General features: G+C 63.0%; 23 protein-coding genes, 1 tRNA gene and 1 pseudogene. 14 read left to right on the top strand and 11 right to left on the bottom strand.

The window, feature by feature from the left end; translation table 11 throughout:
• Positions 1 to 9: 9 nt before the first annotated feature.
• The 3 genes from ACK1VC_RS13115 to ACK1VC_RS13105 form a co-directional block, all read right to left on the bottom strand.
• Positions 10 to 1032 (bottom strand): cation diffusion facilitator family transporter, encoded by a 1023-nt coding sequence (locus ACK1VC_RS13115; protein WP_003821153.1) that lies wholly within the window; start codon positions 1030 to 1032, stop codon positions 10 to 12.
• A gap of 133 nt (positions 1033 to 1165) precedes the next feature.
• Positions 1166 to 2476: an MFS transporter gene (locus tag ACK1VC_RS13110; protein WP_003821155.1), complete on the bottom strand. Its 1311-nt coding sequence runs from the start codon at positions 2474 to 2476 to the stop codon at positions 1166 to 1168.
• A 9-nt stretch (positions 2477 to 2485) separates the two neighbouring features.
• Complete coding sequence (locus tag ACK1VC_RS13105; protein WP_003821156.1) at positions 2486 to 2743, bottom strand: metal-sensing transcriptional repressor; 258 nt, start codon at positions 2741 to 2743, stop codon at positions 2486 to 2488.
• A 399-nt stretch (positions 2744 to 3142) separates the two neighbouring features.
• Between ACK1VC_RS13105 and ACK1VC_RS13100 the strand changes: the two genes are divergently transcribed.
• The 6 genes from ACK1VC_RS13100 to lpdA all read left to right on the top strand — a co-directional run bounded on the left by ACK1VC_RS13100 (position 3143) and on the right by lpdA (position 11197).
• Positions 3143 to 4354 carry a TolC family protein gene (locus ACK1VC_RS13100; RefSeq protein ID WP_223656232.1) on the top strand — a complete coding sequence of 404 codons (1212 nt, stop codon included), beginning with the start codon at positions 3143 to 3145 and terminating at the stop codon, positions 4352 to 4354.
• Between the two features lie 34 nt (positions 4355 to 4388).
• On the top strand, positions 4389 to 4940 hold the full coding sequence (locus tag ACK1VC_RS13095; protein WP_015912829.1) for a hypothetical protein: 552 nt from the start codon (positions 4389 to 4391) through the stop codon (positions 4938 to 4940).
• On the top strand, positions 4937 to 6052 hold the full coding sequence (locus ACK1VC_RS13090; protein ID WP_003821159.1) for an efflux RND transporter periplasmic adaptor subunit: 1116 nt from the start codon (positions 4937 to 4939) through the stop codon (positions 6050 to 6052). Before ACK1VC_RS13095 ends, ACK1VC_RS13090 begins: the two co-directional genes overlap by 4 nt.
• A 13-nt stretch (positions 6053 to 6065) precedes the next feature.
• Positions 6066 to 9212: an efflux RND transporter permease subunit gene (locus ACK1VC_RS13085; RefSeq protein ID WP_012614056.1), complete on the top strand. Its 3147-nt coding sequence runs from the start codon at positions 6066 to 6068 to the stop codon at positions 9210 to 9212.
• Positions 9213 to 9265: 53 nt separating this feature from the next.
• Positions 9266 to 9664 (top strand): hypothetical protein, encoded by a 399-nt coding sequence (locus ACK1VC_RS13080; RefSeq protein ID WP_015912828.1) that lies wholly within the window; start codon positions 9266 to 9268, stop codon positions 9662 to 9664.
• A 105-nt stretch (positions 9665 to 9769) separates the two neighbouring features.
• Positions 9770 to 11197, top strand: coding sequence for a dihydrolipoyl dehydrogenase (gene lpdA, locus ACK1VC_RS13075; RefSeq protein WP_015912827.1), 1428 nt, complete (start codon positions 9770 to 9772; stop codon positions 11195 to 11197).
• A 109-nt stretch (positions 11198 to 11306) separates the two neighbouring features.
• Here lpdA and ACK1VC_RS13070 read toward each other — a convergent pair whose 3' ends face one another.
• Positions 11307 to 11663, bottom strand: a complete 357-nt coding sequence (locus ACK1VC_RS13070; protein WP_015912826.1) for an ArsR/SmtB family transcription factor — start codon at positions 11661 to 11663, stop codon at positions 11307 to 11309.
• 235 nt (positions 11664 to 11898) lie between these two features.
• Between ACK1VC_RS13070 and ACK1VC_RS13065 the strand changes: the two genes are divergently transcribed.
• The 5 genes from ACK1VC_RS13065 (at position 11899) to ACK1VC_RS13045 (ending at position 16203) form a co-directional block, all read left to right on the top strand.
• Entirely contained in the window at positions 11899 to 14394 is a 2496-nt protein-coding gene (locus ACK1VC_RS13065) for a heavy metal translocating P-type ATPase (protein ID WP_017511447.1), read from the top strand.
• A gap of 15 nt (positions 14395 to 14409) precedes the next feature.
• A complete protein-coding gene (cueR, locus tag ACK1VC_RS13060; protein ID WP_012614052.1) occupies positions 14410 to 14889 on the top strand; it encodes a Cu(I)-responsive transcriptional regulator in 480 nt (159 codons plus the stop codon).
• Positions 14890 to 14904: 15 nt separating this feature from the next.
• The gene (gene fdx, locus ACK1VC_RS13055; RefSeq protein WP_012614051.1) at positions 14905 to 15243 is read left to right on the top strand and encodes an ISC system 2Fe-2S type ferredoxin; all 339 of its coding nucleotides are present in this window, start codon (positions 14905 to 14907) and stop codon (positions 15241 to 15243) included.
• A gap of 223 nt (positions 15244 to 15466) precedes the next feature.
• On the top strand, positions 15467 to 15739 hold the full coding sequence (locus ACK1VC_RS13050; protein ID WP_012614050.1) for a glutaredoxin domain-containing protein: 273 nt from the start codon (positions 15467 to 15469) through the stop codon (positions 15737 to 15739).
• Between the two features lie 95 nt (positions 15740 to 15834).
• Positions 15835 to 16203 carry a MauE/DoxX family redox-associated membrane protein gene (locus ACK1VC_RS13045; protein WP_223656233.1) on the top strand — a complete coding sequence of 123 codons (369 nt, stop codon included), beginning with the start codon at positions 15835 to 15837 and terminating at the stop codon, positions 16201 to 16203.
• A 74-nt stretch (positions 16204 to 16277) separates the two neighbouring features.
• On the opposite strand, the gene ACK1VC_RS13040 is transcribed toward ACK1VC_RS13045, so the two are convergent.
• The gene (locus tag ACK1VC_RS13040) at positions 16278 to 16472 is read right to left on the bottom strand and encodes a heavy-metal-associated domain-containing protein (RefSeq protein ID WP_012614049.1); all 195 of its coding nucleotides are present in this window, start codon (positions 16470 to 16472) and stop codon (positions 16278 to 16280) included.
• Positions 16473 to 16572: 100 nt separating this feature from the next.
• On the bottom strand, positions 16573 to 16791 hold the full coding sequence (locus ACK1VC_RS13035; RefSeq protein WP_017511446.1) for an Lrp/AsnC ligand binding domain-containing protein: 219 nt from the start codon (positions 16789 to 16791) through the stop codon (positions 16573 to 16575).
• A gap of 25 nt (positions 16792 to 16816) precedes the next feature.
• On the opposite strand from ACK1VC_RS13035, the pseudogene ACK1VC_RS13030 reads away from it, so the two are divergent.
• Positions 16817 to 17386, top strand: a pseudogene (locus ACK1VC_RS13030) (4-hydroxyphenylpyruvate dioxygenase family protein); the annotation flags it as partial.
• Between the two features lie 320 nt (positions 17387 to 17706).
• A complete protein-coding gene (locus tag ACK1VC_RS13025; RefSeq protein WP_012614048.1) occupies positions 17707 to 18600 on the top strand; it encodes a LysR family transcriptional regulator in 894 nt (297 codons plus the stop codon).
• A gap of 26 nt (positions 18601 to 18626) precedes the next feature.
• Here the strand turns inward: ACK1VC_RS13025 and ACK1VC_RS13020 are convergent, their stop codons facing one another.
• Positions 18627 to 18920 (bottom strand): helix-turn-helix domain-containing protein, encoded by a 294-nt coding sequence (locus ACK1VC_RS13020; protein WP_024082527.1) that lies wholly within the window; start codon positions 18918 to 18920, stop codon positions 18627 to 18629.
• Positions 18921 to 19024: 104 nt separating this feature from the next.
• On the opposite strand from ACK1VC_RS13020, the gene ACK1VC_RS13015 reads away from it, so the two are divergent.
• The gene (locus tag ACK1VC_RS13015; RefSeq protein ID WP_012614047.1) at positions 19025 to 19666 is read left to right on the top strand and encodes a substrate-binding domain-containing protein; all 642 of its coding nucleotides are present in this window, start codon (positions 19025 to 19027) and stop codon (positions 19664 to 19666) included.
• A gap of 66 nt (positions 19667 to 19732) precedes the next feature.
• Here ACK1VC_RS13015 and ACK1VC_RS13010 read toward each other — a convergent pair whose 3' ends face one another.
• The 4 genes from ACK1VC_RS13010 to uvrC form a co-directional block, all read right to left on the bottom strand.
• Positions 19733 to 21676, bottom strand: coding sequence for a tyrosine-type recombinase/integrase (locus tag ACK1VC_RS13010; RefSeq protein WP_012614046.1), 1944 nt, complete (start codon positions 21674 to 21676; stop codon positions 19733 to 19735).
• A 226-nt stretch (positions 21677 to 21902) separates the two neighbouring features.
• Positions 21903 to 21978, bottom strand: a tRNA-Gly gene (locus ACK1VC_RS13005).
• A gap of 63 nt (positions 21979 to 22041) precedes the next feature.
• The gene (pgsA, locus tag ACK1VC_RS13000) at positions 22042 to 22602 is read right to left on the bottom strand and encodes a CDP-diacylglycerol--glycerol-3-phosphate 3-phosphatidyltransferase (RefSeq protein WP_016488197.1); all 561 of its coding nucleotides are present in this window, start codon (positions 22600 to 22602) and stop codon (positions 22042 to 22044) included.
• A 33-nt stretch (positions 22603 to 22635) separates the two neighbouring features.
• Positions 22636 to 24459, bottom strand: coding sequence for an excinuclease ABC subunit UvrC (gene uvrC / locus ACK1VC_RS12995; protein WP_060516982.1), 1824 nt, complete (start codon positions 24457 to 24459; stop codon positions 22636 to 22638).
• Positions 24460 to 24461 lie beyond the last annotated feature (2 nt).

Here is a 24461-nt window from a genome sequence, read left to right as displayed (position 1 = left end):
AGCACGGCCTCAATGCTTGTGACCGGGAGCGGAGTGGTCATGGTCATGATTGTGCTCACTGTGGTCGTGGCCGCTGTGGTCCTGACGGCCTGTCGTGGGTTGCAGGCTGCAGATGTTCTCGTCAGCCTCCGAGTTCCAGTCGATTCCGACTGTGGCGTGTTCGATGCTGAACTGCTCTCGCAGCACCGCCTCGACGCGCTTGACCACAGCTCGCGCCTCCTCGTCCACGTTGGGTCGAACGTGTAGCGTGGCCATCGTGCGACCGGAAGTGAGTTGCCACACGTGAACATGGCTGACAGCCGCCAGGCCGGGCACAGTGCTCATCAGGCCTTGTTCCACCTTTTCCGGCGAAGCGTCCTCTGGCGCACCCTCCAACAGGATATGGATCGACTTGGCCAGGAGCTTCCAGGCGCTGCGCAGAATCAACGCCGCTACTAGAACCGACAGGATGGGGTCGATCGGAGTCCAGCCGGTGAAGTAGATGACGATCGCTGCAACGATGGCGCCGACAGAGCCGAGCAGGTCACCCATCACGTGGAGGATGGCACCTTTCACATTGACGTGATCGGTTTCGCCGCGGGTCATGATCCACAGCACGAGGACGTTGATCAGTAAGCCGAGCACGGCGACGATCATCATCGGGCCGGCGAGGATGACGGGCGGCGCCTGCAGCCGCTCCCACGCCTCGTAGGCGATCCATGCGACGATCGCGAACAGGGTCACGGCGTTCAGGAAGCCGGCGATGACCTCGAAGCGCAGGTAACCGAATGTGCGTTTGCTGTCGGCTGCGCGGCGACCGAATCGGAAGGCAGCGTAAGCCAGGGCAAGTGCCACGGCGTCGGTCAGCATGTGGCCAGCATCGGCAAGTAGGGCTAGCGAGCCCGACAGCACGCCGCCGACAGCTTCCACGAGCATGAAGCCGAAGATCAGGAAGAAGGAAACCAGAACCTTGCGCTCGTTGGCGCTCGTCACTGTGGGGGTGTGGTCGTGATCATGGTCGTGACCATGGTCATGTGCATTGGATTGGGACATGGGCGCCTCTGCTGGTTGAGTGTTTGACTATGGCGAAATATAACACATGAATATGTGTTCATGTGATATATTTTCGCTCACCCTTCTCAGCCTCCGAAGCCATGCGTTGTGATGCCGCAACGAGAAAATGTGCCTATCCTTTCGGCCAGATACGGTGCAGGTCATCCAGAATCAGCTGGTGATGGTGCCTGCCTTGGTCTGCGTGTGTGCGTAAATGAGGGTGATCCGGCGGCAAGCTGGGGTGGTCATGCGCCACGTCAGAAGGGTCGCTGGCCGGCCACAGCCAGAGCGTCAGCGCCACGCCGGCCAAGCCGACCAGGGACATGACAATGAAGGTCGATGGCAAGCCCATGACCGCGCCGAAGCGGCCGGCAAGTGGGTAGCAGATGAGCCAACAGGCGTGCGACAGCGCGAAGTGTGCCGCGAAGATCGCAGGACGGTCCTCGGCATGGGCCGAGCGGCGCAGAAGACGGCCGGATGGCGTTTGCGCCACGCTGTAGCCAAAGCCGATGATCAACCACAGCGGCAGCAACAATGCATAGCTCGGCAGCAGTGCGCCGATCCCCGTGCCCACGACCAGTACGGTAGCGCCGGTGAGCATCGCGGTTCGGTCGGCCACCTTTTCCAGTAAGGATGGCAGAACGAAGGCTGCCACCATCGAACCGCCTCCGAATGCCGCCAGTGCCGACGCCACTTCGACCTCGCCTAGGCCAAAGCGCGCCTTCACGAGAACCACCGTGTTCACGATCACCATGGCGCCCGCCGCCGAGACGGCCAAGCTGATCGCCAGCAGGCCCCGCAGGCGTGGCGTAGCGAGATAGATGCGTGTGCCGCGGGTCGTGCGATCCCAAATGCCGCGGCGCGGTCCGGGAATAGTTGTGGGCAACCGCACGCTGACCACGAGCGCGGCTGAAACGAGGAAACCGAGCACTGTTCCCGCGAACAGGTTGTGAAAGCTGATGACGGTCAGCAGCGCAGCAGCCAGCATCGGGGAAATCAGGCTTTCCAGGTCATAGGCCAGCCGGGACAGCGACAGCGCCTTCGTGTAGTCCTCTTCATCGGGAAGGATGTCCGGGATAGTGGCTTGGAAAGTCGGCGTGAAGCCGGCGGATGCCGCTTGCAGGACAAAGATCAGCAGATAGATCTGCCAGACCTCGGTGACAAAGGGCAAACAGATCGCGACAACCGCTCGTACCAGGTCCAGCGCTACGAGCAATGACCGTCGCGGGAACTGGTCGGCGAAGGCCTGTGCGACTGGAGCGACTCCCACATAGGCCAGCATCTTGATAGCCAGCGCCGACCCGAGCACCGCACCTGCATCGGCCCCGGCCAGCTCGTAGGCAAGTAGGCCGAGCGCTACCGTCATCAGGCCTGTGCCGACGAGTGCGATCACCTGCGCGGTGAACAGGTGGCGGTAGGTGCGGTTCTTTAGGACGGAGAGCATCGAGAGACCTCAGAGCAGTCTGGTTAGCGCCTTCATTTCGGCTAGAACGGAGTCCTCATCATGAGATAGGCAGTGGTCGATGTGGTCATGGATCAGGACGCGCTTGGCCGCTGTGACGGCGCTCTCCACCGCAGCGAGCTGGCGAGCGATGTCCAGGCAGGTTTCTTCTCCTTCGATCATCCCGATGACGTGTCGCAGATGACCCTCGGCGCGCTTGAGCCGTTTCACGAGATCTGGGTGGCTGGTGTGCTTGTGCATCTCTTTCATGCAGCAATCATATCCCCCCCCGGGGGATATGCTCAAGGAGTCTGCATAGCTGTTTGCGCAGTGGATTAGCCCCACCTCGCCTCTCGATGTCTTGCGCCCGACGCCCTCTCTAAGGCGATTGGTGCTCAAAGGATGTAAGGTTTTCTTTCCCATTCATATGAATAGATATACAATTGTTCATATCTAAGCCAGTGAACAGTGGCTTTTCAACGACAAGCACTTGCTCGGAAAGAGAACACCCAGCCGGGGGTAAGTACTGATGCAACACCGATGGAGAATTGAATGCTTCGCAAAGACATACGCAAGGGATGGATATGGGCGGTATCCACGCTTTGGGCCGGCACCGTGCTAGCCCAGCCAGTAGCCGCCCCTCACGTCCCATCCAGACCAGACAGCCACATGGTCGCCCAATTGTGGGAGTCAGCTTGGCAGCGGCAGCCAGAAGCCGCTGGAGAAGGCGCCTGGCAGCAGGCCGCCCAAGCACGCCAAGAGACGGCCGGCAGTTGGGTGGCAGGTCCGATGGCGCTGGAAGCCTCCACCAAAACTGATCGGTTCAACAACCGCAACGGACAGCGCGAATATGAAGTCGGGGTGGCTATTCCCCTTTGGATGCCTGGTGAGCGCGCCTCGTCGGCACGCTGGGCGGACGCGGAAAGCCTCGCGCTATCCAGCCGGATGCTGGCCGCCAAGCTACGCACGGCCGGACAGGTTCGCCAGGCATGGTGGGCATGGCAGCGTGCCCAGGCCGAATTGGTGGCGGCGCAGGATCGCACCCGCAGCGCGGACGAGTTGGCGCAAGATGTGGCTCGCCGAGTTCGCGCGGGCGACCTGGCGCAAGCCGACAGAAACCAGGCCGATGGCGCCTTGGCGTCGGCTCGTAGTGCCCTGGCCATTGCTCAGGCCGAAGAAATCACGCAGCGCGAGGCGTTGTTGGCACTGACCGGCATCGAGAGTATCCCGTCGCAGGCCGATTCCGCGCAGCCGGAGCAGTCAGGTGTCCGAGTTCAACCGGCATCGGCACAGCCGTCCGGCGCGTTGTTGGGTAACCACCCTGCGCTGCTGGAACTGCAGCACAAGGCGCTGGCGGCCCGCCGCTCTGCGGAACTGGTGTCCCATCAGAAGTACGCCAACCCCGAACTGACCCTGGCGACCACGCGGGATCGGGGCGGCTACGGCGAACGCTACAACCAGACGATCACGGTGGGTGTGCGCATTCCCTTCGGTACGGGTAGCCGTCATACCGAGCAATTGTCCAGCGCCAATGCGCAGGCACTGGAGGCTGAGTCGGCACTCGCGGCCCAGCGCACCCGGCTACTCTCGGAAATTCGAACTGCCCAATCGCGCGAACTGGCAACCAGCACCCAGATGCAGGCCGCTTCGGAGCGCCAGCGACTAGCCCAACAAACGCGCACCTTCTACCAAAAGTCGTTCGCGATGGGCGAGACGGACATGCCGACACGCCTTCGCATCGAGCAGGAGGCCACCGAGGCCGAGCGCGCGGCGCTGCTCGCCAAGGTGGAGCATGCCGCGGCCATCTCGTCCCTGTTGCAGGCACAAGGCACGCTGCCGCAGCCGACCGAGACTTTCACTGACATCTCCGGCACGCGCTGATCGGCGCGCGCTCAACCATCCTGGAACCTTAGAAATGTCGCAATCCTCTTTCTGGCGTGCAGCTGCCTTGTCCAGCCTCCTGCTTGGCAGTAGCGCAACGTGGGCCGGCGACGGCCATGACCATGGCGAAGCCGCTCCTGCCCCCGCAGCGGCCGCGCTTCCGCGCTTTGCCGCAGTTTCCGATGACTTCGAACTGGTGGGTGTGCTGAACGGCCAGCGTCTCACACTCTACCTCGACCATGCTGCCGACAACCGGCCGGTGACCGATGGCGAGCTGACCCTCGAGCTGGGTGGTCAACAGGTAAAGGTCAGCTCACACGGGGTTGGAGAGTTCGAGGCCGATCTGACTGAGCCGCTATCCGATGGCGAGACCTCAATCATGGCCACTATTACTGCGCAGGGCCAATCGGACCTGTTGACGGGCGTTCTCGATGTTCATAGCGAAGACGCCGAACACGAGCATGCCGTCGCATCCGGCCGTGTGGTCGTACTAGGTGGCGGTGCCGCAGTCCTCGGCGTCGGTGTCCTAGCGTGGGCGCTGCGCAGACGTACACGCACCAACGGTGCACTGCGAGGTGCAGCATGAAGCGCAACTTCCGTTTCCTAATGACGACGGCCATGGCGGCTGCATTGGCTCTGGCTGCTCCCGCGTTCGCTCACGACGGCCATGACCACGGCGACGAAGCGCCGGCTGCGTCTTCCAATGGCCCCCAGCGCCAGCCTGATGGCAGCGTGTTTCTTCCGAAACCGTCGCAACGTCAGATCGGTGTACGCACCCAGCTGATCAAGCAGGAGCCCTTGGCCCGCAGCCATGAACTGGCTGGCAAAGTAATCATGGACCCGACGACAGGCGGCAAGGTCCAGGCAATGGTAATGGGCCGGCTGGTGCCCGGGCCGGATGGTCTGCCGCAGATCGGCCAATCCGTGCGCAAGGGCCAGGTGCTGGCTTACATCGAACCGGCCAGCGGTGTGCTGGAGCGCTCAGGCCAGATGGCCCAGGTTGCCGAGCTGCGTGCGGGCCAAGCGCTCGCGCAGAAGCGCTTGGCCCGGCTGCGCGAGCTGTCGGAGACCGTGCCCCGCAAGGAGATCGAAGCAGCCGAAAGCGAAGTGAACAGCCTGACCGAACGCGCCCGCGCCTTGAGCGGGGGCCTCGCCGGCAGGGACGTACTGAAGGCCCCAGTCAGCGGCGTCATCGCATCCAGCCCCGCAGTTGCCGGGCAGGTCGTGGATGCGCGCGAACTGGTGTTTGAGGTGGTCGATCCGACCCAACTGCGCATCGAGGCGCTTGCCTACGATCCGGCAATGGCACAGAACCTGGCCGGTGCTGCACTCGCAGTAGGCGGTCAGAAGGTGCCGCTGAGCTTCGTCGGTGCCGCCAGCAGCCTGCGCGAGCAGGCCCTGCCCATGCTGTTCAAGGGCACCAGCGAAAGCCTCTCGCGCTTGGCGGTCGGTATGCCGGTGGTGGTCTTCGTGCAAGAGGCGACGACGGTACCTGGCTACCGCGTGCCTTCCGGTGCGCTGATGAAGAACCCTGCCAACCAGAACATCGTCTGGGTCAAAGACCAGGCCGAGCGCTTCGAGCCGCGTGTCGTGAACATCACTCCTTTGGATGGTGCATCCATCGCTGTCACTTCGGGCCTGGCGGACGGCGACCGCGTGGTTGTCGAGGGCGCGTCCCTGATCAATCAAGTTCGTTGAGGGGCACCATTCCATGTTCAAGTGGCTTCTCGAAAATAGCTTACGAAACCGGCTCCTGGTCATCATCGGGGCGCTGGTGCTGATGGCGTATGGCGCGTTCACCCTGACGCGCACGCCGGTAGATGTCTTTCCCGATCTCAACAAGCCGACCGTCACTCTCATGACGGAGGCTGGCGGCATGGCTGCCGAAGAAGTCGAGCAACTCATCACGTTCCCGCTCGAAACGGCCATGAACGGCCTGCCCAGCGTCGAAAGCGTGCGCTCGGTCTCCAGCGCCGGGCTTTCCTTCATCTACGTGACATTTGACTGGAAGACCGACATCTTCCGGGCGCGCCAGATGGTCTCCGAACGCCTGACGTCCATGGAGGAAGGGCTAGCCCCGGGCGTGACGCCCACTATGGGGCCAATCAGCTCAGTGATGGGCGAGATCATGCAGATTGCAATCCCCATCGGTGCCAAGCCCTCAGGGCAGAAGAACGCAGCCCCGCCGCTGTCGGCCATGGACACTCGCGAGTACGCGGACTGGGTGCTACGCCCCCGGCTGATGGCCATACCTGGTGTTGCCCAAGTCATCCCGATCGGAGGCGAGGTCCGTCAGTTCCAGGTCCAGCCCAACACCACGCGAATGTCAGAGCTGGGCGTGACTGCGTCCGATCTGGATGCGGCTCTCAAGGGCTTCTCCGCGAACACTTCCGGCGGCTTCCTGGAGATCAATGGCCGCGAGTACCTGATCCGCAACCTGGGCCGCACGTCCCGACTCGACGACCTGCGTAACCTGCCTCTCGCGGTGCGTGCGGGCCAACCCATCCTGCTCCACCAGGTCGCCGATGTTCAGTTTGCGCCAGCCATCAAGCGCGGCGATGCGGGCTTCGAGGGCCTGCCAGCCGTGATCCTGGGCATCCAAAAGCAGCCCACGGCCGATACGATTGCACTGACCCGCTCGATCGAGTCAGCGTTGGCGGACATGAAGGGCTCACTGCCGGCTGGCATGGCCGAGCCACAGGTGACCTTCCGACAAGCCAACTTCATCGAGGCGTCCATCAGCACGCTGCAAGGCAAGCTCATCGGCGCATCGGTCTTCGTGGCGGTGATCCTGTTCTTCTTCCTGGGCACTTTGCGCCCCCTGGTGATCGCGTTGACCGCGATTCCTGCCTCGATCTTCGTGACCGGGCTGGTGTTCCACTATTTCGGCCTATCAATCAACACCATGACGCTCGGTGGGCTGGCGATCGCCATCGGCGGTCTCGTGGACGATGCTGTGGTCGATGTGGAGAACATCATGCGGCGGCTCAAGGAGGACCGCACCCGCCACCCTGAGAACCGGCTGACGCCCCTGGTCATCGTTGCCAGGGCCTCGATGGAGGTTCGCTCGGCGATTCTCTACGCCACGATGATCATTGTGCTGGTGTTCCTGCCCCTGTTCGCGCTGCCGGGGATGGAGGGGCGCTTGTTCGTGCCGCTGGGCATCGCCTTCATCGTCTCCACGCTGGCCTCGCTGCTGGTCTCTGTGACGGTCACTCCGGTGCTTTCGTACTACCTGCTGCCCAAGATGAGGACGCTGGACCATGGCGACACTCGGCTTCTAGCCTGGTTGAAGACGCGCTATCAGGGCGGCCTGCAGCGGGTCTTGCAGCGGCCGCGTGCCGCCCTTGGCATGGCCGCTGTGGCTGTCACACTGGCTGTCGCCGCGGTGCCATTCTTCCCGACCACGTTCCTGCCCCCGTTCAATGAAGGAACGTTGCTGGTGGGCCTGCGCCTGAATCCCGGTGTGACGCTGGCCGAATCTTCGGCGCTTGCCCAGCAAGCCGAGCTGCTGGTCGCGCAGGTGCCAGAGGTGCAGCACGTGGGCCGGCGCAGCGGACGGGCCGAGCTGGACGAGCATGCCGAAGGCGTGCATGTCAGCGAGCTGGACGTGGGCCTGCTGCCCGCCTCGGAGCTAAAGCGCTCCATGGAGGAGATCACCGCCGACATCCGTTCGCGTCTGGCTCACTTGCCCGGCTCCATCGGCATTGGCCAGCCGATCTCGCACCGCATCGACCACATGTTGTCGGGGGTGCGCTCGCAGATCGCCATCAAGGTGTTCGGCGAGGACCTGGACGTCCTGCGCGGGCAGGCGGATCTGCTGCGCGCCAAGCTGGCCGGAATTCCGGGGCTTGCTGACCTGGAGATCGAAAAGCAGGTCCTAGCGCCGCAGATCAAAATCCGCGTGGATTATGCGGCGGCGGGACGCTACGGCGTGGCCGCACCGCAAATTCTGTCCACGCTGCAAAGCCTGGTCGAAGGCGAAAAGATCACCGAGGTCATCGAGGGCAACCGCCGCTTCGCGCTGGTGGTTCGCCTGCCCGAGCAGGCGCGGTCGATTGAGGGCTTGAGCCGCATCCTCATCGACACGCCCATGGGTCGGGTCCCGTTGTCGCGCCTTGCCACCATCGAAGACAGCGACGGCCCCAACCAGGTCAGCCGCGACGATGGCCGTCGACGCATAGTTTTGTCGGCCAACGCTCAGGGACGGCCGCTGTCCGAAGTAGTGGCCGACATACGCAGCGTCGTCCAAGAAGTGCGCTTGCCCGAAGGCTACTTCATCACGCTGGGCGGCCAGTTCCAGGCACAAGAGGAAGCCTCGCGACTGGTGGGCCTGCTGTCCATCGTCTCCCTGACGCTCATGTTCGTGGTGTTGTACACGCGCTACAAGTCGGTCGTCCTATCAGCGCTCATCATGGTGAACATTCCATTGGCCCTGGTCGGCGCCGTGTTGGGGCTGTGGCTGTCTGGCCAGCCGTTGTCCGTGGCCGCCCTGGTCGGCTTCATCACGCTCGCGGGTATTTCTGTGCGCAACGGCATCCTGAAGGTGAGCCACTACCTCAACCTCATGCGCATGGAGGGCGAGGACTTCGACCAGAAGATGATCGTGCGTGGCTCGCTCGAACGGCTTTCCCCGGTTCTGATGACCGCGCTGGTCACGGCCTTCGCGCTGGCCCCGCTGCTGTTCGAGGCGTCCCGACCCGGTACTGAGATCCTGCACCCCGTCGCGGTGGTGATCTTCTCGGGGCTGGTCAGCTCCACGCTGCTAGACACCTTCCTTACACCCGCCATGTTCTGGCTGTTCGGCCGCAAGCCTGCCGAACGCCTGCTGGACGACCGCGACGCGGAGGCATTCTGATGCAACGCCTTCTGTCACCCGATTTCAACCACCGTAACCCTATAGGAGCTTTCATGTCTGTTCGATTTCGTTCCCTCACGGCCGGCACCGCCCTCGCCCTGGCATCCGTCACCGCCTTCGCCGCAGGCGACCATGACCACGCGCATGACCACAAGCCGCTGCATGGTGGCGTCGTGACCGAAGTCCGGGACGTGGACTACGAGTTGGTCGTTCAGCCCGCAGCAGCGCAACTCTACCTGCGCGACCACGGCAAGCAGGTCAATGTAAGCAACACCAAAGCCAAGCTCACACTGTTGACCGGCTCACAAAAGCAGGAGGTGCAACTCACGCCTGCCGCGGACGGAAGCCGCCTCGAAGGCAGCGGGACCTTCGCCGCAGCCAAGGGCACGAAGGCCGTCGTCCAAGTCGAACGTGGGGGCAATACCGCGAGCGCCCGGTTCGTTCTGCCGTAGTGTTCAACGTGATCGTCAGGGAACGAGCTGTAATCTGGCGACCACCTGACAAAAGGCGCGACATAGGCGCTCACTATTTCCTCAAAAACTTTGGAGATGTAAATCATGGAAATGCATTTCGACGTCATTGTTATCGGTGCCGGCCCAGGCGGATACATCGCGGCCATTCGCGCTGCCCAATTAGGCATGAAGGTCGCTTGTGTAGATGCCTGGAAGAACAAGGACGGAAAGCCAGCACCTGGCGGCACCTGCAACAACATCGGTTGTATCCCTTCGAAAGCGCTACTGCAGTCGTCAGAGAACTTTGAACAAGCCAAGCACCACTTTGGCACGCACGGCATCTCCACGGGTGATCTGCGCATGGATGTGACCACGATGTTGGAACGTAAGAATCAGGTCGTGAAGTCCAGCAACGAAGGCATCCTTTATCTGTTCCGCAAAAACAAGGTCCAGTTTTTCAACGGCCTGGCGTCTTTCACCAGGACTGTCGATGGTGGCTTCGAGGTGAGCGTCGCCGCCGATGAGGCTGTTACCTTGGTGGGCAAGCAGATCATCGTTGCCACAGGCTCCAACGTGCGGCCACTCCCCAACCTACCGTTCGATGAGCGGGTCGTGCTCTCCAACGACGGCGCGCTGGACATCGCGGCCGTGCCCGATCGGTTGGCCGTCATCGGTGCCGGCGTGATCGGCCTGGAGCTGGGCTCCGTTTGGCGCCGCCTGGGGGCGGATGTCACGATCCTCGAAGGCTTGCCCAGCTTCCTGCCAATCGTCGACCAAGCCATCGCCAAGGAGGCGAAGAAGGCGTTCGACAAGCAAGGCCTGAAGATCGAACTAGGTGCGAAGGTTCGCGAAGTCAATGCAACCGAGGCTGGCGTGACTATTCACTACACCGACAGCCAGGGCCAGACGCAGTCCTTGCAGGCAGACAAAGTGATCGTGGCTATCGGCCGTGTGCCCAACACCGAAGGCCTGAATCCGGCCGCCGTGGGACTCCAACTGGATGAGCGCGGCGCCGTGCTGGTGGACGATGAATGCCGCACCAGTGTGCCCGGCATCTGGGCCATCGGTGACGTGGTGCGTGGCCCGATGTTGGCGCACAAGGCGGAAGAGGAAGGTGTCGCAGTGGCCGAGCGCATTGCCGGCCAGCACGGTCACGTCGATTTCAATACGATCCCCAACGTCATCTACACCAGCCCAGAGATTGCCTGGGTAGGCCGCACCGAGCAGCAGCTCAAAGAGCAGGGCACCGCCTATCGAATCGGTTCCTTCCCGTTCATGGCCAATGGCCGCGCGCGTGCGCTGGGCGACACGCCGGGCCTCGTCAAGGTGATCGCCGATCCTGCCACTGATGAGATACTCGGCGTGCATGTGGTCGGCCCGCAGGCCAGTGAACTGGTGGCCGAGGCCGTGATCGCCATGGCGTTCAAGGCCAGCAGCGAAGACATCGCCCGCATCTGCTTTGCCCATCCGACCCTCTCCGAGACGTTCAAAGAGGCCTCGCTGGCCGTGGACAAGCGCGCGCTCAACTTCTGATTGATCGGAAGCGGCATCCAAACCACCTCACCGAACGCAGCTGCGGGCGGTGGGGCGCATATCGCCATGGAACGTAGGCCACGCCGCAACGGCATGCTATGCCCAACAGTTACTCGTCGTTGTGGTCTTCCGCGATGTGGGTGGCCATATCCAGCAGCACCTGGTTCACGTGCTTGTCCGCCACCTCATAGAAGATCTGTTTGGCTTGGCGCACGCCCTTGACCAGGCGAGCACCGCGCAGCAGCCGCAGGTGGTGGCTCACCAGCGACTGCGAGAGTTCGAGGGTTTCAGCGATGTCCCCGACCGAGGAAGAGCCTTTCATGCAGCACAGCATGATTCTCAGCCGGGACGGGTCACCCAGGAGGCGGAATGTCTCAGCCAAGATGGTCACGTCATTCTGTGACAGCGATTCCAAATCGGCGCTGGGACCCTTCGGTGGGGTACTGAATGGCTTACTTGTATTCATTTTTAAAATATTTCCTAACCTCGAATGGCTGTTTTCGCCCTTCAGAATTAACAAGGCAGCGGCCGCTTAGGCGCGCGCAGCAAAGAACCAGTGCGAGCCTGGCAGGCAAGGCCTCCGTTCCCCGTGCACCGGGTCATTTCTGAAACCTGACAGCATCCGAAAAAGCGCTTGACCTTCCCACGATGGTAAACCCTAAGCTCCCTCCATGTCGAATTTCAACTATGGGAAGCACACCATGAGCATGGCAACAACGAGTAGTGCTGGCGCCCAAGCAGCGGCAATCAGCCTGCCCATCGAGGGCATGACCTGCGCAAGCTGTGTCGGCCGAGTCGAGGCCGCCCTTGCCAAGGTCGAGGGCGTGGCAAGCGTGTCTGTCAATCTCGCCACCGAGCGAGCGGACATTCGCCTGAACCGTCCTGTCGATCGCATGGCGCTGATCCAGGCGATCGAGAAGGTAGGGTACGACGTGCCTCAGGGCACCATCGAGCTGGCGATCGGAGGCATGACCTGCGCTTCGTGCGTGGGCCGCGTCGAGAAGGCGCTCAAGGCGGTGCCGGGCGTCACTGAGGCTGTGGTCAATCTGGCGACCGAGCGCGCTACCGTGCGTGGCGTAGCATCCGTGCAGGATCTGATTGCTGCTGTCGATAAGGTCGGCTACGAGGCCAGCCCGGTCGATACAGGCATGCAGGCCGACGAGGAAGCTGCCGAGAAAAAGGACGCCGAGCGCGCCGAACTCAAGCGCGACCTGACCCTGGCCGCCGTGCTGGCGCTGCCTGTGTTCGTGCTCGAAATGGGCTCGCACATGATTCCCGGCATGCACGAGTGGGTGGCTTCCACCATTGGCATCCAGCAGAGCTGGTATCTGCAGTTCGTGCTGACCCTGCTGGTGCTCGCCATTCCGGGCTGGCGCTTCTATGAGAAGGGCTTCCCGGCGCTGTTCCGCCTGGGTCCCGACATGAACTCGCTGGTCGCGGTCGGCACGGCCGCGGCCTTCGGTTATTCGATGGTCGCCACGTTCGCGCCCAGTCTGCTGCCGGCCGGCACGGTGAACGTGTACTACGAGGCGGCAGCCGTCATCGTGGCGCTGATCCTGCTGGGCCGCTTTCTTGAGGCACGGGCCAAGGGCCGCACCTCCGAGGCCATCAAGCGCCTGATCGGCCTGCAGGCCAAGGAGGCGCACGTGCTGCGCGACGGCCGCATCGTGGACATCCCGATCAACGACGTGGCGCAGGGCGACATCGTGGAAGTGCGCCCCGGCGAGCGCGTGCCGGTCGATGGTGAAGTGACCGAGGGCCGCAGCTTCGTGGACGAGTCGATGATCACCGGCGAGCCGATTCCCGTCGAAAAGGCGGAAGGCAGCACCGTGGTCGGCGGCACCGTCAACCAGAAGGGTGCGCTGACGCTGCGTGCCACCGCCGTGGGCGGTCAGACCATGCTGGCGCAGATCATCCGCATGGTCGAGCAGGCGCAAGGTTCCAAGCTGCCGATCCAGGCCGTGGTGGACAAGGTGACGCTGTGGTTCGTGCCCGCCGTCATGCTGGCCGCGGTGCTGACCTTCCTGGTCTGGCTGGTGTTCGGCCCGTCGCCCGCGCTGTCCTTCGCGCTGGTCAATGCCGTGGCGGTGCTGATCATTGCCTGCCCTTGCGCCATGGGTTTGGCGACGCCGACCTCCATCATGGTCGGCACGGGCCGGGGCGCCGAGATGGGCGTGCTGTTCCGCAAGGGTGAAGCCCTGCAACTGCTCAAGGACGCCAAGGTGGTGGCCGTGGACAAGACCGGCACGCTGACCGAGGGCCGCCCGGTCCTGACCGACCTGGAGATTGCCGACGGCTTTGACCGCAACCAGGTGCTGGCGAAGGTCGCCGCTGTCGAATCGCGCTCGGAGCATCCGATCGCACGCGCCATCGTCGAGTCGGCCGTGGAAGGTGGCATCGCGCTGCCGACGATGACAGACTTCGATTCGGTCACGGGCATGGGCGTGCGCGCCACCGTGGACGGCGCGCGTGTCGAGGTCGGTGCCGATCGCTTCATGCGTGAGCTGGGGTTGGACGTGGGCAGCTTCGCTCGCACGGCCGAGCGCCTGGGCAACGAGGGCAAGTCACCGCTGTACGCCGCGATCGACGGCCGGCTGGCCGCCATCATCGCGGTGGCCGATCCGATCAAGTCCAGCACGCCCGCGGCCATTGCCGCGTTGCACCAGCTCGGCCTGAAGGTGGCGATGATCACCGGCGACAACGCGCGTACCGCGCAGGCCATCGCCAAGCAACTGGGCATCGACGAGGTGGTGGCCGAAGTGCTGCCCGAGGGCAAGGTCGAAGCCGTGCGCCGGCTGAAAGCCAGCCACGGCCAGATCGCCTACGTGGGCGACGGCATCAACGACGCCCCGGCGCTGGCCGAGGCCGACGTGGGCCTGGCCATCGGCACCGGCACCGACGTGGCGGTGGAGTCGGCCGACGTAGTGCTGATGTCGGGCAACCTGCAGGGCGTGCCCAACGCCATCGCGCTGTCCAAGGCGACCATCGGCAACATCCGCCAGAACCTGTTCTGGGCGTTTGGCTACAACACGGCCCTGATCCCGGTGGCCGCTGGCGTCCTGTACCCCGCATACGGTGTGCTGTTGTCGCCGATCTTCGCGGCTGGCGCGATGGCGCTGTCCAGCGTGTTCGTGCTCGGCAACGCGCTGCGCCTGCGCCGCTTCCAGCCGCCGCTGGCGGCGGATACCGCTCATTGAGAAAGGAGGAACACCATGAACATCGGTGAAGCATCCAAGGCCTCGAAGGTCTCGGCCAAAATGATCCGCTACTACGAGCAAATCGGTCTGATCCCTCCGGCTGACCGCACCGATTCGGGCTACCGCGCCTATACCCAGGACGACGTTCACCGGTTGCATTTCATCCGGCGTTCGCGCGACCTCGGCTTCTCGGTGGCCGAGATCACGGACTTGCTGGGACTGTGGAATGACAAGTCGCGCCAGAGTGCTGATGTAAAGCGTCTGGCCCAGCAACACATCGACGAGTTGGACCGGCGCATCGAGAGCATGCTGGAGATGGCCGCGACGCTCAAGGCGCTGATCCGGTGTTGCGCCGGCGACGAACGGCCCGACTGCCCGATCCTGCACACGCTGGAGCAGCCCGATATCAGTGACAACAAGCCCGAAGCGCGCACTGGCGCAGTGCCGCGCCGCGCGCGAGCCAACGCAGCAGGAAAAAAGCCGTGTGCGCACTGAGCAGCCAGGAGAGATATGCCCAAAATCACCGTCTTGCCCCATCCTGAACTGGCGCCTGAGGGAGCCGAACTGAACGTGCCAGCAGGCACTTCGATCTGCGAGGCCCTGCTGGACAACGGCATCGAGATCGAGCATGCCTGCGACATGAGCTGTGCCTGCACGACCTGTCACTGCATCGTGCGCAAGGGGTTCGATTCTCTAAACGAAGTCGAGGAATGCGAGGACGATCTGCTCGACCGGGCCTGGGGACTGGAGGCGCAGTCGCGGCTGAGCTGCCAGGCCATCGTTGCGACCGAAGACCTGACCGTCGAGATCCCCAAGTACACGATCAACCATGCCAAGGAGAACCACTAGGAGCCTGCGTGCTGCCTCAGGCGCACCGGCCTGCGGCAGGGTTGCTCTGGCAGATGGAGGACTGACGGCATTGCCGCCAGATAACCAACCCGTGGGCCAGACCAACCCGCGAGCCAGGTGTCTACACTCCCTTTGCACGGTCGTCGGTTAGGCTGGAAAGGTCATCAACGTCCTTAAATCCGTGACGGCCGGCCCATGGAAAGTCCCACAGGAGAAGTCCTGCATGTCTGCGCCCAAGCTAGCCACGCTCTACCGAATGGTCATGCCCGGCCATACCTGCCCCTACGGGCTGAAGTCGCTCGATCTGCTCAACCGCAAGGGCTACGAGGTCGAGGACAAACACTTGGCAAGCCGCGAGCAGACGGATGCGTTCAAGAAGGAGCATGGCATCGAGACCACGCCCCAGGTCTTCATAAACGGGCGGCGCGTGGGCGGCTACGACGACCTACGCAAATTCTTCGGCATGTCCGTGAAGGACAAGAACGCCGTGACCTAGACCCCTGTGATCGCGCTGTTCGCCACGGCGGCCGCAATGGCGCTGGCGGCGAGCTGGGCGGCCTTCGGCCAAGTCTAGAGCATTCAGGCGGCAGAGTGGTTCGTGGCCTTTGCCATGTGCCTCCTGGCGCTGCAGAAGCTCAAGGACGTGGACGGCTTCGCGACGACCTGCTGGCCAAGCGCTGGGTTCGGTATGCCTATTTCTACCCGTTCGCGGAGGCCATCGCAGGCGTCCAGATGGTCGCGGGCGTGGGGATGTGGGTGTCGATTCCGTTGGCGCTGTTCATCGGGACCGTCGGGGCCGTGTCGGTTTTCAAGGCGGTCTATGTCGATCGCCGGGAACTCAAGTGCGCCTGCGTGGGCGGGGACAGCAACGTGCCGCTGGGCTTCGTGTCCCTGACCGAGAACCTGATGATGGTGGCGATGGCCCTGTGGCCAAGGTCGGCCTACCTTGGGATGCACTGAGCGCCGCGCCAGGTACGGCGCAGCGCACGTGCTCGCATCGGCCGTCCTGTGTGCATGCCGGCCACGATGCGGTGTTACTGCGCGCGCGGCGGGAAGCCAGCTTCGCTCAGGGCCGCGGCGATCTGCTCTTGCGAGGCCGAGGTCTGGACCTCGACACGGCGGGTCGGCGGGTCCGTGACGATCTTGGCGTTGGGGTCGATCATTTGGATCGTTTTCGTCACAGTGCGGGCGCAGCCGCCGCAGGTCATGTCTTCGAGATGGAATTGCATGGAAAACTCCTTTCGGGTTGGGGTGTTTGAAGTGTGCTCCTTGCCACCGTTGGAAGGTCAATCGCTATTTGCATCCCCGCCACACCAACCGGCCGAATGCTCATAGGGGCAAGGCCGTGGTGCTCTTTACGCGATCCAGCACGAAGCTGGTCTTGCAGTCCTGCACGCTGGGGTGCTTGAGCAGCGTGTCGAGCACGAAGCGGGAGTAGTGAGCCATGTCCATGACGACCACCCGCAGCAGATAGTCCATGTCGCCGGTCAGCGCATGGCACTCCACAACCTCTGGCCAGTTCTGGACAGACGCGCGGAACACGTCCATGGGATTGCGCTTGTGCGAGTCGGAGTACTGGGCCGACTTCTACACGAAGTTCTTCAACTTCCAAGAGATCCGCTACTTCGACATCAACGGCGAGTACACCGGCCTAGCCTCCAAGGCGATGAGCGCGCCGGACGGCCTGATCCGCATCCCGCTGAACGAGGAAGCACGCCAGGGCGGCGGCCAGATTGAGGAATTCTTGATGCAGTTCAGCGGCGAGGGCATCCAGCACATCGCCCTGCTGTGCGACAACCTACTCGATGCGCTCGACCGCGTGCAGATGGCCGGTATCCCGCTGCTGACCGCCCCCAACGACATCTATTACGCAAACTTGGAAAAGCGCCTGCCCGGCCATGGCCAGCCCGTACCCGAGTTGCAGGCGCGCGGCATTCTGCTCGACGGCACGACCGAAGGCGGCCAGCCCCGCCTGCTGCTGCAGATATTCTCCGAGCCGCTGCTTGGCCCGGTGTTCTTCGAGTTCATCGAGCGCAAGGGCAACTACCGCGAGGGCTTCGGCGAAGGAAACTTCGGTGCCTTGTTCGAGTCGATGGAACGCGACCAGATCAACCGTGGCTCGTTGGAAATCAACCCGGCCTGATTTGGGCCTTTCCATGAAGGCAGAGCGCCTTCAGTCCTACATCTCGCGAGCCCCTCTGTGGGCTCGCGCTACTTTGGCGTCAGTACTGCCTTAGCCGCTCAAGCATTGAGCGGGTTGGCTTCGGCGTCACGTTCCGAAACAGTTGCTACCGCCCTTGACTTGAGTTAATACATGAACATATGTATTCTTATTCAGATACACCGATGGCCTTTTTCCTCGCCCTGAAGAGGGACCCAGCACTACGTCGCCCCCTCTAAGCGCACTTCGGCAGCAATGCGCCGTGGCCAACCCAATGACCAGGATTGCTGAAGGACGTGCCCATGGAACTTCGTCATTTGCGCTGCTTCGTGGCTCTCGCCGAAGAGCTGCATTTCACCCGTGCTGCGGAGCGCTTGCACATCGAGCAGCCGCCGCTGTCCCGCACGATCAAGGAATTGGAAGACGAACTGGGGGTGCTGCTCTTTGACCGCGATCGGCGGGGAACGCGGTTGACGCCAGCGGGCACCACCTTCCTTCAGGACATTCGCAGGCTGTTCACCAACCTGGAGCAGGCACGAGAAAACGTCAGGGCGATCGCCGCAGGCCTAAGAGGCAGCGTGCGCATCGCCATCTCCGATGGCGCCATCGACCCGCGGCTGTCTGCACTTCTTGCCCTGTGCCGCCAGGAGGAGCCGGAGATCGAAATACGGCTCTCCGAGGTCACCCTGGCGGAACAGTTGCGGGGACTGCGATCCGGCGACTTCGCGATCGGTTTCGCACACACCGCGGACGTCGGCGACGGACTGGTGACGGAGCCCATCTGGCAGGACCCGCTGGTGGTGACCGTGCCGATCCGGCACCCGTTGCTGGCCCACAAGGAAGTGTCGCTACGTGAACTCGTGAGTTACCCGCTGGTGATGTGCGATCCGCAGCTTTGCGAGGGCTACTGCCGCGAATTGACCCGGCTGCTACATCCCCTGGAGCGCGAGTCCACCATCGTTGAGCATGTCTCGTCGCTGGACATGATGCTCACATTGGTCGGAGCTGGTTACGGCATCGGCTTCGCAACGGCGACCCGAATCGCGGCGTGTCAACGTCCCGACGTGGTGATCCGGCCGTTGGCGCTCGATTCGGCCGTCATCATCACCTACCTGCTTCGGCCCGAAGGCGGTAGCGGACTATCCGCACCCGTAGAGCGCTTCATCGAGCGTTTGCGTTCGCCAAAGAGCGATTAGCTACGACGCCTGCGCCACATCCGGCGTCACGCATCGCCCTGAAGGTAGAGGTTGCGCTCCGTGGCCGTCATCAGTTCGGCCGAGCTGATCTTGAGAGCCAGGGAAATTTTTAGAATGAGAGCGAGTGTCGGCATGTGCTCGCCGCGCTCAATCTTGCCCATGTGCGAGCGCGCGATCCCCGCCAAGCCCGCGAACTCATCCTGAGCAATCCCCTGAGCCAGGCGAGCGGCTCGCACCGCTTGCCCGAACGCCAACGCCGGTGCGGACTCATAGGTGGTTACTCCGGCGGGCCGTCCAGGCCGAATAGTGCGCTTCTGCATTCGCAGAAGCGTCATGGAATCACTGATCTTTAACCACGTTAAAGATATCTCTTGAGTATGATGTCGGCTGCTCTTTTCGATCCCGTTGCCTCTTGGGGGCATCCATGCACAACGCCATCAGACCGTCCCCGAATTTCACACTCGCCATAGCGCCAGGTGTGCCGTCTTCACGGCTGTCGGCGCTGCTTGCACTGCAGCGAGCGCACGAGCCGGGTGTCGCGATCGCCGTGCGTGAAGTTTCGGATCAAGAGCTGGTAACGGGCCTGCATGAGGGCCGCTACGACGCGGGGCTATCTCTTAGCAGTGCGGGGGATCACCTGACGAGTAGCCGGAGGCTGTGGTGCGAAAGCATGGCCGTCGCGATACCACCGCGGTTCCGTTTGGTTGATCAGGCGAAGCTCACCATCTCCGATCTTCAGGACTATCCAATCTATCGCTGGCAGGCGGAGGCTTGTCCCTTGCTGGACGAGAGGTTGGCCTCCCTGATGCCAGTGGACCAAGAGAACATCCTGCCTGCAACTTCATTCGAGATGATGGCGCTGTGGGTTTCAGCCGGCTACGGCATCGGCGTATGCGCGCAATCGCGCATCGAGCGTGCCCATCAATGGGGGGTAAGCATGCGACCGCTCGCCGATGGCCCCTATGAGATCGTGACGTACCTCCAACGGCCCCACGCGCAAGCAGATTCTGCTGCCAAGCGTTTCGAGCGCAGGGCGCTGCAGATCGCCGAGGCAGGCGCCCTGTAGCAGGCACTCCTATAGGCCGGAGCCGTCTCATCCCGGCCATAGGTTGCAGCATGGGACTAGACCGGACTAGACCCCTTCAAGCACCGCTGCGCTGTCCACCAGTCGGCGGACGCTCTGCCGCACGTCCTCGGGGATGGGCCGCGGGGCAACGGCCTCGGGCACATCCGCATGGTGCTGGTAGTCGCCCATGAGAACCCGGATGATTGCGGGCACGTTCGTTGGCGTGACCGCATCAATGGCCGCACGATCACCCAGGTCGGGGTGAGGCTGGGTCAGCATGCGGTACAGGTCCCACGAATCGGCGTGCGGGCATTGGTTCATGAGCACTTGGGCCAGCTTGTGCTTGAGCGGCACCAGTTGCCAGTCGGGAACCCGCTGCCCCCGGTTGCCCAGGCTGATCGACAGCAGCTTGCCCGCCTTCAGCTCGCGGTTGATCTGGTCCTTGGACTTCCCGGCCAGCTTGCCGAACAGCGGGACCGGCAGATTGTTCGGCGACTCGTAGATGGCCAGCATTTCCTCGCGCTCGCGCTGGATCGCGGAGACTTCCGGCTCCGGGGCATGCACCGGAGGCGGCGGCACCTGCGACAGCCGCTGGAACATGATTCCGCCGCTGTTGGGGGTCACGACGATAGGCGTGGCCACCACGGGCGGCACGCCGGGGACAACAGGCTCAGCAGTCGTGGAGACCGCGCCCACCACTTCCTCCACTTCCGCCATTGCCGGCACCCCGTCGATACGGATGGTCAGATGCGCGCTCGCGGCTTCGACTTCACCCTGTTCGAGCAGGTCAAGACGGTCTGCCCAGTCCTGCATCATGCGACGCCGAGGCTCCACGTACTTGGCGTGGTTGTAGGCCGAACTCACCTTGTTGGGGTCGGAGTGCGAAAGCTGAGCGTCCACCCAAATCTTCGGGTATCCGATCTCGTTGAGCGCGGTCGAGATGGTGCCGCGGATGCCGTGGCCGGTCAGGCGCCCCTCGTAGCCCATGAGCTGCACGGCCTTGTTGAGGGTGTTCTCGCTGATGCGCTTCTTGAGTTCGCTGCGATGCGACAGCAGGTACTTCTGCGCTGGACGCATCACGCCCAGGAGATAGCGCACGATCTCGATGGCCTGCAGGGACAGGGGCACGATGTAGGGCGGCACGTCCTGCGGCCGCTTGCCGGCCTTGCGCATTTCGTCCTGGAGTTGCTTGACGACCTGCGGCGGGATGATCCACAAGCCGCGGTCGAGGTCGAATTGCTCAGGCTCGGCCAGGCGCAACTCGCCCGTGCGCACCCCCGTCAGGAACAGCAGCCGGACGCCAAGCTGGGTCTGCCAGCCCCGGGGGTTGTAGCGCCGGAGCTTCTGAAGGAACTCGGGCAGCTCGGGCAGGTGCAGATAGGGGTTGTGGGCCACCGGGGGCTTGGGCTCGGCCACCACGTCCAGGTCCGCGGCCGGATTGACTTCCAGCCCTTCGGCGATGACCAGGGCATAGCGGAACATCTGGTTGAACCAGGTGCGGACCTTCTCGGCGGTGGTGAACGCCTTGCGTTTCTCGATCGCCGCCACGACGCCCACGAGCTGGGGCCGTCGAATGTCGTAGATCGACATCTTCCCCAGGGTAGGCAGCACGTCCTTGTTGAAGATGCGCAGGATCTGCGAAAGCGTGCTCTGACGGCCTTCCTTGAGTTCCTTGCGGCGATGCTCGACCCAAGCATCGAAGACGTTCTTGAAGGTGTATTCGCCCGCCAGCTTGGCCGCGTGCCGGCGCTGGTCGCGTTCGATTTGGGGATCAATGCCCTTGGCGAGCAGAACCTGAGCCTTGTCCCGCTCGGCGCGGGCCTCGCGCAGACTGAGGGCGGGATAGCCACCCAGGGACATGCGCTTTTGCTTGCCCAGCCAGTAGTATCGGAAGATCCACGACTTGCCGCCTGCGGCAGAGACCATCAGGCCCAGGCAGTCGTTATCGGAGAGGGTGTAGCGCTTGCCGGTGGTTCTTGCCTGCCGGACTGTCAGATCAGAGAGTGCCATTTCGAGGCTCCTAAGTTATGACTTAGGCCTAATGCTCGTCATGGTTCCCGCTCAGCCCCAGCAACTATCCGGTAGCCGTCCCAACCGTATTCTTGTGCCTCAATTGGTCACTCAAAAACGGTAGCTGTGGGTGGATTTCCGTGGCGCTCGCTGGAATGAAAAAAGGGGCCAAAGCCCCTCTTTTCAACGACTTACAGACGTCAGTAGAAGTCTGTAGATCACTATCTGGAGCGGGAAACGAGACTCGAACTCGCGACCCCGACCTTGGCAAGGTCGTGCTCTACCAACTGAGCTATTCCCGCGTCGTGATGGGTGCCATTCTAGCGATTTCTAAAACAGCGTCAACCCCTTGATTCAAAAAAAGTTTATTTCTGTTCAGAACCTTCGCGCAGGTGCGGCCAGGCGGCCAGCAGGTAATGCACCATCGACCACAGCGTCAGCCCCGCCGCCACCAGCAGCAGCCCGTAGCCCAGGATCACCCAGAACGTTACCGCTGGCGGGTTGCCCAGCAGGATCACCAGCGCCAGCATCTGCGCGGCGGTCTTCCACTTGCCAAGGTTGGACACCGCCACGTGCGCTCGCGCGCCCAGCTCAGCCATCCACTCGCGCAGCGCCGACACCACGATTTCGCGGCCGATGATGACCGCCGCCGGCAGGGTCAGCCAGAAGTTGGCGTGGGTCTGCACCAGCAGTACCAGGGCCACCGCCACCATCAGCTTGTCGGCCACCGGGTCCAGAAAGGCACCGAACGGCGTGCTCTGCTGCAGGCGACGCGCCAGGTAGCCGTCCAGCCAGTCAGTGGCGGCGGCAACGGCAAACACGCTGCTGGCGGCCATGTAGCTCCACTGATAAGGCATATAGAACAGCAGAATGAAGCACGGAATGAGCAGGACGCGTAGAACGGTGAGCAGGTTTGGAATATTCATCGGTACGACTGGCTGCAAGTTGAGCCCGGCATTCTACTCGCTATGCAGGCTGGCATAAATCGACTCGGCAAGCTTTTTACTGATGCCGGGGGCTTTGGCGATTTCATCGATACTGGCGCGGTTGAGCTCCTGCAGGCCGCCGAAATGTTTCAGCAGGTCGCGCCGGCGCTTGGGCCCTACCCCGGCCACATCCTCCAGGCTCGACACCCGGCGGGCCTTGCCGCGGCGAGCGCGGTGGCCGGTAATGGCAAAACGGTGGGCTTCGTCGCGGATCTGCTGGATCAGGTGCAGGGCCGGCGAATCACCCTTTAGGGTGAACTCGTGGTGCACGTCGTTCAGGTACAGGGTTTCGAAACCGGCCTTGCGGGTGACGCCCTTGGCCACACCCAGCAGGGTCAGGTCGGTGAAGCCCAATTCCTGCATCACATCCCGGGCCATGTTCAACTGCCCCTTGCCGCCGTCCACCAGCAACACGTCGGGCAGCTTGCCCTCACCATCCTTGATACGCCCGTAACGGCGGGTCAGGGCCTGGTGCATGGCGGCGTAGTCATCGCCGGCTGTGACGCCTTCGATGTTGAAGCGGCGATAGTCGGACTTCAGCGCACCTTCGGGGCCGAACACCACGCAACTGGCCACGGTGGCTTCACCACTGGAATGGCTGATGTCGTAGCATTCCAGCCGCTGCGGTACTTCGTCCAGGCCCAGCACTTCGGCCAAGGCCTCGAAACGTGCGGCCATGTGCTGGCGGTTGGCCAGGCGAGCGTTCAGCGCCTGCTCGGCGTTGGTCACTGCCAGCTGCTGCCAGCGGGCGCGCGTGCCGCGTACCCGGTGGCTGATGGTCAGCTCGCGGCCACGCAGCGTGTGCAGCGCTGCGGTGATGGCATCGAAGTCTTCGTGAACAACGTTGACGATCAACTCGCTGGGCAATTCGCGTTCTGCGTTGCCCAGGTAGTACTGGGAAAGGAATGCGGCCATGACCTCGGCCACCTCCTCCTCGATGCCCACCTGCGGGAAGAAGTTCTTGCTGCCCAGCACCCGGCCGCCGCGCACGCTGATCAGGTGCACGCAGGCGCCACCGGGGTTGACGAAAGCGGCGATGACATCGACGTCGCCACTGCCGCCTTCGATGTACTGCTGGTCCTGCACGCGGCGCAACAAGGCGATCTGGTCGCGCAACTCAGCGGCCTTCTCGAAGTCGAGGGCCATGGCGGCCTTCTCCATCTCGGCATTGAGCTCGTTGCCCAGTTGCTGGCTGCGGCCTTCCAGAAACATCACCGAGTGGCGCACATCCTCGGCGTATTCTTCGGGGGTGACCAGGTCGGTGCAGGGCCCTTTGCAGCGTTTGATCTGGTACTGCAGGCACGGCCGGGTGCGGTTGGCGTAGTAACTGTCTTCACACTGGCGCACCGAAAAAGCCTTTTGCAGCAAGCTTAGGCTTTCGCGGATGGCGCCAGCACTGGGGTACGGGCCAAAGTAGCGGCCCTTGGCCTTCTTCGCCCCACGGTGAATGCCCAGCCGCGGGAACTCACCGTCGGACAGGAACACGTAGGGGTAGGATTTGTCGTCGCGCAGCAGGATGTTGTACGGCGGCCGCCATTCCTTGATCAGGTTCTGCTCCAGCAGCAACGCCTCGGTTTCGTTGGCGGTGATGGTGGTTTCGACCTGGGCGATGCGCGCGACCAGCGCGGCGGTCTTGGGCGCCAGGCCGGTCTTGCGGAAATAGCTGGCCAGGCGTTTCTTGAGGTTCTTGGCCTTGCCCACGTAAAGCAGGCGGGCTTCGCCGTCGAACATCCGGTAAACGCCCGGGCGACCACTGCAGGTGGCCAGGAATGCGCTGGCATCAAACACTTGGGACATGA

This window comes from Pseudomonas sp. XP2 (assembly GCF_053557975.1).
The sequence above is the reverse complement of the archived record's forward strand: the minus strand, read 5'-3'. Positions and strand labels throughout refer to the sequence as shown.